The organism is Terriglobia bacterium (assembly GCA_020072815.1).
In the GTDB taxonomy this organism is placed as follows: domain Bacteria; phylum Acidobacteriota; class Terriglobia; order Terriglobales; family Acidobacteriaceae; genus Angelobacter.
In genome coordinates, this window is the sequence record JAIQGE010000012.1 from 170,499 (window position 1) to 182,435 (window position 11,937).

The 11,937-nt window shown below is 55.9% G+C and carries 15 protein-coding genes; 6 read left to right on the plus strand and 9 right to left on the minus strand.

From position 1 onward, the window contains the following. Window positions 1-47: 47 nt before the first annotated feature. The 3 genes from LAO20_16000 to LAO20_16010 all read right to left on the minus strand — a co-directional run bounded on the left by LAO20_16000 (window position 48) and on the right by LAO20_16010 (window position 1,588). On the minus strand, window positions 48-809 hold the full coding sequence (locus LAO20_16000) for an RNA polymerase sigma factor (GenBank protein MBZ5532932.1): 762 nt from the start codon (window positions 807-809) through the stop codon (window positions 48-50). Between the two features lie 305 nt (window positions 810-1,114). Beyond that, entirely contained in the window at window positions 1,115-1,309 is a 195-nt protein-coding gene (locus LAO20_16005) for a hypothetical protein (protein ID MBZ5532933.1), read from the minus strand. A gap of 27 nt (window positions 1,310-1,336) precedes the next feature. Beyond that, window positions 1,337-1,588: a hypothetical protein gene (locus tag LAO20_16010; protein ID MBZ5532934.1), complete on the minus strand. Its 252-nt coding sequence runs from the start codon at window positions 1,586-1,588 to the stop codon at window positions 1,337-1,339. Between the two features lie 342 nt (window positions 1,589-1,930). On the opposite strand from LAO20_16010, the gene LAO20_16015 reads away from it, so the two are divergent. From LAO20_16015 to LAO20_16025, 3 genes are all read left to right on the plus strand, one after another. Further along, window positions 1,931-2,701, plus strand: a complete 771-nt coding sequence (locus LAO20_16015; protein ID MBZ5532935.1) for a hypothetical protein — start codon at window positions 1,931-1,933, stop codon at window positions 2,699-2,701. Between the two features lie 306 nt (window positions 2,702-3,007). Further along, a complete protein-coding gene (locus LAO20_16020) occupies window positions 3,008-3,946 on the plus strand; it encodes a VWA domain-containing protein (protein MBZ5532936.1) in 939 nt (312 codons plus the stop codon). Continuing rightward, entirely contained in the window at window positions 3,930-4,544 is a 615-nt protein-coding gene (locus LAO20_16025) for a class D sortase (GenBank protein ID MBZ5532937.1), read from the plus strand. Before LAO20_16020 ends, LAO20_16025 begins: the two co-directional genes overlap by 17 nt. 173 nt (window positions 4,545-4,717) lie before the next feature. Here the strand turns inward: LAO20_16025 and LAO20_16030 are convergent, their stop codons facing one another. The 3 genes from LAO20_16030 to LAO20_16040 all read right to left on the minus strand — a co-directional run bounded on the left by LAO20_16030 (window position 4,718) and on the right by LAO20_16040 (window position 5,492). Next, window positions 4,718-5,029 (minus strand): SMP-30/gluconolactonase/LRE family protein, encoded by a 312-nt coding sequence (locus tag LAO20_16030; protein MBZ5532938.1) that lies wholly within the window; start codon window positions 5,027-5,029, stop codon window positions 4,718-4,720. A gap of 37 nt (window positions 5,030-5,066) precedes the next feature. Beyond that, window positions 5,067-5,222, minus strand: coding sequence for a DUF3309 domain-containing protein (locus LAO20_16035; GenBank protein MBZ5532939.1), 156 nt, complete (start codon window positions 5,220-5,222; stop codon window positions 5,067-5,069). An 81-nt stretch (window positions 5,223-5,303) separates the two neighbouring features. Then, a complete protein-coding gene (locus LAO20_16040) occupies window positions 5,304-5,492 on the minus strand; it encodes a hypothetical protein (protein ID MBZ5532940.1) in 189 nt (62 codons plus the stop codon). 144 nt (window positions 5,493-5,636) lie between these two features. Between LAO20_16040 and LAO20_16045 the strand changes: the two genes are divergently transcribed. Beyond that, window positions 5,637-6,356 carry a hypothetical protein gene (locus LAO20_16045; protein MBZ5532941.1) on the plus strand — a complete coding sequence of 240 codons (720 nt, stop codon included), beginning with the start codon at window positions 5,637-5,639 and terminating at the stop codon, window positions 6,354-6,356. 161 nt (window positions 6,357-6,517) lie between these two features. Here the strand turns inward: LAO20_16045 and LAO20_16050 are convergent, their stop codons facing one another. Beyond that, a complete protein-coding gene (locus tag LAO20_16050; GenBank protein MBZ5532942.1) occupies window positions 6,518-8,182 on the minus strand; it encodes an OmpA family protein in 1,665 nt (554 codons plus the stop codon). Window positions 8,183-8,278: 96 nt separating this feature from the next. Beyond that, on the minus strand, window positions 8,279-8,470 hold the full coding sequence (locus LAO20_16055) for a hypothetical protein (protein MBZ5532943.1): 192 nt from the start codon (window positions 8,468-8,470) through the stop codon (window positions 8,279-8,281). A gap of 1,124 nt (window positions 8,471-9,594) precedes the next feature. On the opposite strand from LAO20_16055, the gene LAO20_16060 reads away from it, so the two are divergent. Beyond that, window positions 9,595-10,272, plus strand: coding sequence for a Crp/Fnr family transcriptional regulator (locus LAO20_16060; GenBank protein MBZ5532944.1), 678 nt, complete (start codon window positions 9,595-9,597; stop codon window positions 10,270-10,272). 198 nt (window positions 10,273-10,470) lie between these two features. Here the strand turns inward: LAO20_16060 and LAO20_16065 are convergent, their stop codons facing one another. Beyond that, window positions 10,471-10,662: a hypothetical protein gene (locus LAO20_16065; GenBank protein ID MBZ5532945.1), complete on the minus strand. Its 192-nt coding sequence runs from the start codon at window positions 10,660-10,662 to the stop codon at window positions 10,471-10,473. Between the two features lie 259 nt (window positions 10,663-10,921). Here LAO20_16065 and LAO20_16070 point away from each other — a divergent pair, with 259 nt between their 5' ends. Continuing rightward, window positions 10,922-11,254 (plus strand): hypothetical protein, encoded by a 333-nt coding sequence (locus LAO20_16070; GenBank protein MBZ5532946.1) that lies wholly within the window; start codon window positions 10,922-10,924, stop codon window positions 11,252-11,254. The last annotated feature ends 683 nt before the right edge of the window (window positions 11,255-11,937 follow it).

The window sequence follows — 11,937 nt, forward strand, 5'->3', positions numbered from 1 at the left end:
TATCTTTTCCGGCACGCCGTTTACGCTCTCTGTACATTCAGTGCGCTTTATGAGGCTTTCAATGCGCTAACTCCGCAAGAGTTGGTCGCGCTTCTGAGATCAGGACGGCCCACGGACCGCGCCCGGGCCGCGCTTTGCTGGTCTGCGCCTTGGGTCGACACTTTCCTGGCTTCGCCACGTCCAGGCAGCATCAGCCAATTGCGGATCTTTTTTCTCGCTTTGTGAAGTTGGGCCTTGGAGTTGCCAACGGAGCACTCCAGCAGGTCAGCAACCTCATGATGCTCGTACCCCTCAACGTCGTGCAGGATGAATATTGTGCGGCAGCCGGGCGGCAATTCTTCAATCGCCCGCAGCAAGGTGATCCTATCGATCACTCCCAGGAGTTGAGCATCGCCCCGGCCCACTTCTTGTCTTACAAACGTGGAGTCGACCCGGATTTCCGTGTCTACCGAAAGGGCCTCAGATTTGCCCTTGCGAAAATTCGCAAGCACGGTGTTCAGCGCAATTCTGTAGAGCCACGTGGAGAACTTGGCTTCACCCCTGAAGGTATGAAGTTTGCGGAACACTCGCATGAACGCGTCTTGAGTCAAATCTTCTGCTTTGGCAGTGTCCTTGGACATGTGCAGGCACAACGTGTAAACGCGCCGCTTGTGCATGTTGAACAGAGCAGCAAAGGCTTGTTCGCTGCCTTCTTTGGCCCTGGCAATCAACTGGCGCTCGTCGTCCTGATCGCAGATGGCAGCAAGGGGCCCGCAGATACTCTCGTTCCGCTGATGGACGCCCGCTTCACTTTGCTCTTGGCTGTGCATAGTTCAATACTCCTCTTGCCTTCCAGTTCCAGGACGCCCATCTAATCTTGGCGTCACGACGCGCTGTTGCGAGGCGTCTCGCATGGCTGATTCTCTTCGCGCCTTCAACCAAGCATTCCGTCTTGCTTTCGCCAGAAGCTGGCTGTATCCAACTGGAATTCCCAACGCCAGACAACGGTAAAAATATTTTCCAGTTACGTCTGGTCAAAACGGCACACTTCAACGATTAATGAGGTAGGTTGGGTTGCTTTTCCGGAACAACTTTGGAAATGTTGAGATGACTCGGAGCCATGGGGTCTATGCCTTCATCGGAAGGATGCGCTGTTTTTTTCCTGGAGGCGCATTTCTTGTACGACTTTCTGCAGGGCCTCAGAGATTGTCGCCGCTTCAGCCAGATGATAGAGCTTCTCTCCGTTGCACGCGACGGCTTGCGCTGAATAGATCTCTTGGGCGCCGCGATATTCTGCGGAGATGGCTATCGTGAAGAGCAACGTGGTCATTCATTCCTTCTTCTCGCCGCTTGGAGCTCAGCGCGACTCTGCGAGATCGAGAGCATTTGCGAACGCCGTTGCAGGATGGTCCGCGTTCGCATTGTTCACTGAATCCAATTGGGCCGGGGGCCCCTGGGTGACTTCACGCGTGATGGCGACAAGCCATGCTTCCACCTCCATGACCTCGCGGGCACGAAACTCGATGATCTTTCCGCGCTCGCTCGGCGGAATCCCCTTTTCGGGCAAGACGGCATTCGTTGGAATGTAGAATTCGATCAGCTGCGCCATGGATACCTCAAGAGCCGGAGCCTAATCCTGCAAAGCTTCCATCCGCCAATCATCAGCGGTTTGCATCGGGACTTGATCCAATCCTAACCTTCACGGTTTCAGAAGTCTGGTCATAAGTGCTCAGGGGCCGACAAAGCGATCTCTGGCGCCCACGTGAACCGTTAAGCTCAATATTGATCAGTAATCTGGAAGTCAGACCTTGATACTAGCCATGGATAACACTCTTCACGGTTGAGAAGATGCCGGATCCCCGGCTGTACACCTTTTGTGAGCCGACAGCACAAATAGGTCCCACAACGTACCAGCGACCGTGCAGCTATTCGGAGAAAAGCAGGAGTCAACATGAAATCGTTCAAGATGTTTGCAACTGTACTGTCAGTCGCCGTGCTGTGCATGCTCGCTGTTCCCAGAGCAGCAGCCGATGACTGGAACAAGCGCACCACGGTGACATTCAGCGCGCCCGTCGAGGTGCCCGGCGTGGGCGCCCAGGTTTTGCCGGCCGGCACGTATCTTTTCAAGCTGATGGATTCGCCATCGGACCGGAACATCGTTCAGATCTTCAACGAAGATGGAACTCATCTGTACACAACCATCCTGGCAATCCCGAACTACCGTTTGCACGCAACCGACAAGACCGTAATGACTTTCCGGGAAAGAGCAGAAGGCCAGCCAGAAGCGATCCGGGCGTGGTTTTATCCCGGGGCAACTTGGGGCCAGGAATTTGTTTACAACAAGACAAGGGCCGTGGAACTGGCAAAGATAACCAATGAGCCAGTTCTCTCTACTCCGGTCGAACTTGCAGCGGCGCCTATTGAGTCTTTGAAGACGGCGCCGGTGGAAGCCGTTGACCCAAAAGGCGAACCGGTACAACTGGCGCAGGTTGTTGAAGCGCCGCCGGTAACGGAGCCAGCTCCCGCAGTTGCAACAGAACCGGCGGTTGAACCAGCGCCGGCCGCCGCCGCTGCGCCGATTGCCAGCGAAAACCTGCCTGCGACGGGCAGCTTATTGCCACTGATCGGAATGATGGGACTGCTATCCCTGGGTGCAGGCTTAGGCGTCGGCTTTGGCCTGAAACTGATTTCTAGGAAACCCGCTTTGACCGAGCAAATGTAATCGCAGGCAAGGCAATCAGCTGTAAGAAACACGGAAGAGGTGGTGCGCAGGCGCCACCTCCTTTCGTCGTAAAGAACCAAGTCCCACATCCCGGAGTGAAGGCGAGAAGCGTTGCTCCATGAAAGCGCCACGCGCATGGCTCAGCCGTTTACAGCTCGAGCAAGTTTGTACGGCTGCCCGAGGCAGCATGCCGACTATCCCGGCGCTGGAGAAGGCATTGCCGGAGGACACCATTTCACTTTCCGATTCCTGCTCGCACTTGTTGCCATGCTTGCTTTACCCAGCGCGGTGCGGCCGCAAGAATCGTTGCCATCGCACAGACAGAAGAGCGATGCCTACACCATCCGCGTGAATGTTGGCGAGGTAGTTCTGCACGCCACGGCACACGACCACAAAGGCGTCCTTGTCTCCGGACTCAATAAAGAACAGTTTCAGATTTACGAAGATGGAGTGCTCCAAGCAATCAAATATTTTAGCCACCAAGACGTTCCGGTTACCGTCGGGCTGGTGATTGACAACAGCGGAAGCATGGGAAAGAAGCGGGCGGAAGTCATCGCGGCATCGTTGGCGTTTGCCCGCTCCAGCAATCCGCACGATCAGATCTTCGTGGTCAACTTCAATGAGCATGTTCGGTTCGCGCTTCCGGGGGCCGCGCCGTTTACCGACCAGGCGCCGCAGCTTGAAATTGCTCTGTCCACAATCATCACCAGTGGGCAGACGGCGCTTTACGACGCCGTGGCAGCAGCGCTCGAACAATTGAAGAAGGGTGACCGCGACAAGAAAGTGCTGATTGTAATCAGCGACGGAGGCGACAATGCCAGCCGACACACCCTGGTCCAGATTATGGCCCTGGCGCGGTACAGCGACGCAATCATCTACACCATTGGCCTCTTTGACGACGAAGATGACGACCGTAATCCGCATGTTCTGAGGCAACTTGCGGCGGACACGGGCGGCGATGTGTTTCTGCCCCGCTCACTCAAGGAGGCAATCCCAATTTGTGAACGCATCGCCCGCGATATCCGCAACCAGTACACGATCGCATATGTCCCCGCCAACCGTCTGCGGGATGGAAGCTACCGGAACATACAGGTGAAGGCCAGCGCGCCCGGACACGGGCATTTGTTGGTCCGCACGCGGGCTGGTTACTACGCGGCATTGCCGACGCAGCCATTACCAACGCAACCATCGCCGACGCAACCGTCGCCTGCAGCGAAAGTTCCCGACCATGACACCTACGACTGAGCAGAAGGCGCTTGCCGCAACGCGCACTGAATGGGTCCTGCGTTTCAGCCAATCGCTGCTCGTCGGCGCTGGTGTCATCGCGCTCTGCTACTTTGCCTTTGCCAAGCTCGACGCATGGGTGTATCAGGCGAATGCCAAGCGTTTGCTGGATTCGCAGATCCAAATGCAACAAGAGAAGAGGGTCAGCCCTCCTCAGCCAGCAGCCAAAGATGGAGATGTTCTTGGCCGCGTTGAAATTCCCAGACTGGGAATATCCGTGGCCGTGCTAAAAGGCACAAGCTCGCGGATCCTCCGGTTGGGCGCCGGGCACATCGAAGGCACCGCACTTCTTGGTGAACCCGGGAACAGCGGAATCGCGGGGCACCGCGATACGTTCTTTCGTCCATTAAAGAACATTCGGCAGAACGACGAAATTCAAATTCAAACAGCAACTGGGCTGTCCCGCTATCGGGTGGATTGGTTCCGGGTGGTCGGCCCCGGCGATATGAGCGTGTTGGCCCCCTCAACTGAAGCAGCTCTCACGCTTGTGACTTGCTACCCCTTTTACTATTTCGGTGCAGCGCCGAAAAGGTTCGTGGTCCATGCGCAGAAGCTTTAGCCCAATTGCCGCAACCAGTTCCGCACCCGCGCAGCTCAAGTCCGCCACACACATGATCTTACAAACGGGAAAGCGCAGCACATGGCTGCGCGATTCCCGGCTGATCAAACAAGATGAGAGCGGCGAGTCCTGCGCGGGTGCGGCATGAGCACAATGTTGCTCTCCAAAATCTACTACGTCGTGGCGGGGTATCGCGGAACACCTGCGCCTTTCACGCTGAGGTGGATTCGATAAAGCCCGGTCTTCGCCGTCAAGTACAGCGTTTGGCGGTCATCGTCGCCCCAAGCCAGATTGTGCGCGTGCATGGGAGTAATGATGGTGCCCAGGTGCTTTCCTTCGGCCGAGATCACCCAAATTCCGCCCGAACCGGAGACATATAGATTGCCGCCCTCATCCACCAAAATGCCGTCAATCGCGTCTTCGCCCGGCGCGCTGGTGGTATCAAGAGTGAGCCCGTTCGATCCAGGCTGGCCATACTCGGCGATGTCGGCTCCATCGAAGCCGCTCTTTTCGACGCATGGTTCAGATTTGCCCGAGCACCACGAGGATTACAACCACGAGAAGAACCAGTCCCAATCCCCCCATCGGCATATAACCCCAGTTTCTGCTATGCGACCATCTGGGTAACGCTCCAAAGAGCGCCAGTATCAGAATCACAATCAATATCATTCCAAGCATGCTTCACTCCTTCTTTTATCATTCGGGCAGGACGCTTCGCCGCTGGGTGCAGCCTCTCCCGAGGCTGCACCGCACATACGGCTAAAGCGAGATGCTGATCGCGATCCCCGTCCGGGGATGCCTGCGGTTGAACAGGTAGTATCCGTTGTCCACGTAGGTGACATAGACATCATCGGTGTCATACCAGCTGTTGCCCCAGGATAGTGGCCAGGGGTCAACCACGCTGACCCAGTACCCGTTGTATTGGAAGCGGAGAAATCCGCCAACCACTTCGAAGGGGAGACCGTAAATGCGGAATCCATGGTCCCGTCCAAAGTATCCGCGGAAGCGGTCGTCCGGAATGCGGTAGCCGTTGTAGCCGCCGCGTTGTTGCCAGGTGCGATGATCAGACGCCCAGCGCTGTGAGCTGTGCTCATGCCATGCGCTCTGCTGGACCCGCTGCTGTTCCTGGGTGCGCTGCGGCCGTGCATTGCCCCGCTGCTGCGCGTGCTGCTGTTGGTTGTTCTGGCGTTGCTGCTGCTGCTGCGCGCGCGGTTGATTGTTCTGGCGTGGCTGCTGCTGAGCGCGCTGCTGTTGCTTGTTACGGTTTTGCTGCTGTTGCTGCGCGCGTTGTGGCTGCTGCTGTTGCTGGGCGCGCGGTTGTTCCGTGTTCCGCCGTTGTTGCGGCTGCTGGGCGTGCCACTGTACAGCGCGAATGCAATCCAGCCGATGGGCTACGTTGAAAAGTCAAATATTTCAGACTTTAGTTGCCCTGTCATTTTATGGGGCATTGACAACAGTCTTTTCAACTATAACCTGATTCCAGCTGGGCAGGTGTTCGCCACCACCGATCACTGCGGGGCGATCCAAATTCTAGACAAGAGCATTGTCCCGGAATATGTGCTTTATGCTCTGTGTCTTCTTCGGTCAGAGGAAAGTTTCGACAGGTCATTTCGTTCGTCGTTGACAAATATGAGATTGCTTTCGTTGGCGATCCCAGTAAAGCAGCACTCCAATGGATTTGACATTACAGCGCAACGAGCAGTTGCCAAGAGATTCACGACTATACAAGAAACCCAACAGCGATTGTCGATTGTAAAGCGACGTTTAGACGATGTGTTTTCAAGGTATTTGGTGCTTGGTAATTGGCACTAGCTTTTTTGGGCAGACTGCCGACTTTTTGGGCAAGAGGCACTTTTAAGGCAAAGCCGCGGGAGCAGAGATTCCGAGAAGCACAGCCAGGGACGCTGCGCTCAAGATTCCAATTCGTTTCATCATGTTTTCTCCATTACTGCTGGGACGCGTACGCCGTGCTCCTAGCGCAAGCTTCCTGTCGTCGCGTTGACCTGTTTACCGATGGCCTCACCGGAGACCAGAAGTTCCACTCTGCGGTTCTGCTGCCGGCCCGCCGAGTTGTCATTGGTGGCCACCGGCAAAGTGTTGCCGAAGCCTTTGGCGGTGACGGCGTTGGTCGCCACGCCTTGCTGCACCAGGTAATCGCGCACCGAGCCGGCGCGGTTCTCTGAAAGGGTTTGGTTCATCGCGTCGCCGCCGACGTTGTCGGTATAGCCGCCGACTTCAATGTTGAGTCCGGGATAAGCGAGCAAAATTCCGGCGACCTTCGCCAGCTTCTCTCTCGCGCCCGGTTTCAGTGAATATTTCCCGGTGTCAAACAGGACGTCGGACATGCTGACGATCAGCCCGCGCGCGCTGTCGCGCGTTTGCAGGACTTGATTCAACTGTTCCGACAACTGCGCACGCATGGCTGCCTTGTCGGCTTCCGACTGCCGCGCGCTCATCTGCGCCTGCTGCGCGGCCAGGCGGGACTGTTCCGCATCCGCCTGGGCTGCGGAGAGCGCGCTGGCCGATGAAGCCTGGCTGTCCGCCTGATCCGCCTTGGCCCTTGCCGCCGCCGATTGGGCATCAGCCGCGTCGTTCCGGGCCTTGGCTGCATCCGACTCTGCCTGGGCCTGGCCGGCCTGGGCATTTGCCGTAGCAGATTCCGCCCGAGCCGTTGCTCTTTGCGCTTTCGCCGCATCGCGCTCAGCTTGCTCTTTCTGCATCATGGCGTCATTGGCCTGGGCCTGCGTGTTCATTTGCGCGTCCGAAGAAGCCTGGCGTTCGTTGGCTAGGCGCACTTCGTCCATCTTCTTGACGGCGATTTCCCGCGCATCTTCAGCCGTCTGCACAGCCTCGCGGGACACGGCGATCAGCGGCTTCTTGTCAATGTGCTTGCTTGAAGCCATTTCATCGGCCTGGTTCATGAGCTGGACAGCGTGCTGATAACTGCTGGACGCGTATTCCTCGGCGCCCTCAGACTGCGCAATGCGCAGAGCGTTGCGGGCTTCAAAGAATTCCAGCGGCAGATTTGCATGCAAGACCACGGGGTCAAACCTGTAGCCGGTGGGAATGTAGCCTCCCCGATCCATCAGTTCATATTTCGCGTGCACCGTCTCGAAGGTTCCCTTGGTGTCCTCGCGAATGACATTCTCGATCACTACCACGTTGCTGGGCTGGCGCACGGCATAGTAAGGTTCCGCGGTAACGATCAGAGCGAAGGCCTGCAGGTCCGTGGTGACGTCCACTTTGCTGCGGTGGTTGTCGCCCACCAGGATCTCGCCCAGGTTGACGGCGCGGCCTTCGGGCGAAATGGCCCACAGAACGTAGGTCAGATACTCATGGCCGAAAGTCGTAGGCCGCTGCAGATTGCCAAATTCCACTTCGATTTCGATGTAGCCCTTCTTGCTCTCTACTTTGGCTTGGCCGTTCGCCAGGGGCATCAAGTCGGTGCCGGCAAAATCCACCTTGGTGGCTCCGCCGCGATGCTTGTAGTTGATTGCATCCACGCTGCGGCTGGTGACGGTGATGCGGAAGACCGGCGTCGGGCTTAGATGTTCGACTTTCATGGTTTGTGAATTGGTTTGAGCAAATGCGCTCAAACCGAGGACGATTCCGGCTGCGAGCCAAAACTTAGGCTTCAAGATATCTCCATAAGGCAGATGTACTGCCGTGTTGCATTGCATTCGCGAATGGATGGTGCGTTCAGCCTTCTTGTCGGGCTGTGGTTGGGCCATCTTTTACGTTCGTAAGCGGATCCCTGAAAGCGAGTGAAAGAGTCCAAAGACGTTCAGGAGCCAAAGAACAACGGCGATGATCACAACGCCGTTCAAAATGGACTTGATGTTTTTCTGCATGGGAATGAAACGATTCACCAGCCACAGAAGGACACCCACTACAATCAGAATCTCCAGCAGTTGAATTAAAGGCATAGGTTTGACCTTCCTTGTTTCGCGGCCCAACTCCTCTCCTTGGAGGAGTTGAAGCCCGGTTTTCGATGTTCAAGAACCTGTGCGGGCGATTCGTGTTGCGCCGGTGAAATTCACGGCAATACCCGCAAAAAATGCCAGTGGGACGGATGCGGCCGCTTCGCCGTAACTGGATCCGACCTGAGGCCTAAGGGAATGGGAGCTGCAAGTTCAGCAGTCGCGGCCCAATCTGCACACTCAATAGGTTCAATGATGACAGGCAGGGGGCCTTCACGTCTGAGCCGGATTGCTCACATGTTGCGATTGACGGTGTGGGCTTGTGCGGCAGGAGGGATTTAGACCACCGCGATTTCCGTTGCGCCGGAAGCCGCGCAACGGCGTCTTAAGCGGCGACATTTATCTCCCGCGGCAGAGAGGATCCCGGCGCCGCTGCGTGCTCAAATTCCTGTCCGCACTCAACACAGACCTGGTAGGTCCGTTTCTTGATGGTAAATACACGGCTCAGCCGTTTGTGATGACACCCAAAGGCAAACTGCAACATCCACATCAGTAGATTCATAAGGGTCCTTTGTTTCTCTGCCATGGAAAGCGATTTCTCAGCTTCGGAAGCATCGCCACGAAGATTGTTTCAATCGCAAGCGGAGTCCCGAGACGCTCATTAAGTATCGCCTGCCAGCACGGGCAAGTCTGATCACAATCGCTCACGCCGGTCTTGGAAGCCTGGTCCACTAGTCGAGCAGCAATGGCGACGCGAACAGTGGTCAAAAGTGACCAGATTCCTGCCCAGTAAACGTTCATGATGTACCCATGAAGGTTACTGAAAAGCAGTCGCTCAAGGTTCGGTGCCCTACTTGCGGGGCCAAACGGGGCGAGAAGTGTGAGCTCAGTACCGGTCTGCCCAGGACTGAGCCGCATCGGGACCGACGGCTGACCGCTGCCGAGAAATAACTCGCTCCACTAACGCTAAGACTCTTTCTTCCTCAGTGTTAGACCAGCGCAACAGCAGTCCTATGTGTACCGCTTTGTTACTTTTCGGAATTGCCAGCAGAATCGTGCCGGTAGAGCACACGGGCGACGGAGCCCGATTTATGCCCATCGGTTGTTCTCAGGGACTAGAATAGTAGTAGATGAGTTTAGCTGTAGTTGCCAAGAAGAGCCGCGAGTTCGATCCCAACACTTTCCTAGCCACCATTGGCGAGGGAAGAAAAAACCTGACAATTTCCAAAAAGCAAGCCATCTTCGCCCAGGGAGACGCGGCTGACGCCGTTTTTTATGTCCAGAAGGGCAGGGTCAAGCTCACCGTCGTGTCCAAAGCCGGCAAGGAAGCCACAATCGGCATGTTGGGTGAGAAGAATTTTTTTGGGGAAGGCTCGCTGGCCGGACAGGCTCTCCGCATGGGATCTGCCATTGCCATGACCGATTGCCATCTTTTACGGATTGAAAAGAAGGCAATGATGGATGCGCTTCATCGGGAGCACTCCCTTTCCGATTTGTTCGTGGCATATTTGTTGGCGCGCAATGTCCGCTACGAAGAAGACCTGGTGGACCAGCTGTTCAATTCCAGCGAAAAGAGACTGGCTCGCGTGCTTCTGATGCTGGCCCATTTCGGCAAGGAGGGGGTACCTGAGACCGTGGTCCCCAAGATCAGCCAGGAGACTCTGGCGGCGATGGTGGGAACGACTCGTTCGCGGGTAAGCTTCTTTATGAACCGGTTCAGGAAGATGGGCTTCATTGACTACGCCGGGGGTGAAGACGGCGGGTTACAAGTCCACAGTTCACTGCTCAATGTCGTTCTTCACGATTAGTCCGCGTCCTCTGCGATCTTCGATACTCGCATCAGCCTTGCTGGAAGGTGCTACGCAACCCAATCCATCACTCGCCGCAGCAACTGAAGGAGAGGACTGACGAAAAGATCATACAGAAGGGTTCTAGCGGGATGGTCCATAAGATTGCCTGCTCGCTGAAAATCGCCGGGCCGAGACCGGCAAGCGGCGGACCAGCCGTCAAGTCCGAACGTGCATGTTGGACAGGGCGTGAAACAGCCCGAAAACATTCAGCAGCCACAAGACCACCGCAATCACCACCACGCCATTCAGAATCGATTTAATTGACGACTGCATGGGGATGAAGCGATTTACCAGCCACAATAGAACACCTACCACGATGAGAACTTCCAGGACTTGAATGAGGGGCATTATTTCCTAGCCTTTCGTGTTTCGGGGATCCCCTTCTATGCGTTCAAGGGTGACACACCGTGTTTGCGTTGAAATCGGTTGAAAAAAACGCCAATCAGCTGGATGTGGTACGCGATGTGACTACGAGTTTTTGGTGTCGCAAGTTCTGTTGACAAACTCAGGAGACTGAATAATGGCAGACAAAGGCTTTCGTTGCTGAGCAAGATAGCTCATAAATCAAGAGAGCGGGAAACAGTCACAAACACGAAAAAGCAGCGTTGTGTGCTTTTTTGAACAGGCATTCCCGGCATTGCAGGGGCATAATATCGGGCCGTTTAGAAAGGGCTGGCAAAGCATGAGCAGCAGCAGGCAGCAGAAGTCACCCTATGAAGAGGGCTATGCGAATGGCCTGATTGAGGGTTTCGAGCTAGGAGTGCAGCAAGGAACGCGAGATGTGGCGTTTGAAACTCAGAGACTGCTGGCATTGCTGGGGATCACGCCCGAGCAGCAGAAAACCGCGGTGATGAAGCTTGCTGCCGAGCGGAATGTGGGACGAGGAGCGAGTTGTGCCACAGAAGCACCTGCGCCCGGCAAATCCGCGTTTCACGCCTAGGCGCACTCAATGACACTTTCAGTCCACGGCGCGAAGACGGACATGGCAGGCCACCTTTGCCCGTAGTAATCATGCGATACACGATCAAGATGTCCACCCGACGCTCTGCTGAACTAACAAATGGCGCCTCATCCTGATGTGAGCAGTTTTGCTCAGATTATTTTCCTAGTTGTCTTCAGAATGATCCTTGGCCCCCGAGCGAAACAGGCGCGGCAGCGGTTGTGTCCAGCGAAGGCCCCGGTTCTCGGTTCAATCATTCTGTGCTGCGAAGCAACATGAATGCTCTCTGCAACTTTCGCTGTGATTGGGAAACACGCCCCGATTCTTCCTGACGATCGCAAATAATCGAATCGGAATCCATGTCTGGCCCGTTTCCATCCCAGCACACAAAAGTTCGGGTTGGCCGTACCGATTTGCGTCAGCGGATTGAGCTTTAGGTTACGCCTGGGCTCGCCCTTGCATCTTAGTTACAGGTCTAATCAGGGTTACAGCTCCAATCGGGCTGCCTGCCCAATGACACAGGTCCGACACTTTCGTTGGGAAAGAGAGCTGATTCGTTGAACCGCCGTCCGAGACACGGAAATTTGCACCAAATCGGGACTCTGCTGCGCAAAAGCTTGTGGGAGACAAGGCCTAACGCGGAAGAAGCCCCCCTGCGCTCAGAGTTGTTCAGCAGAGAGCAG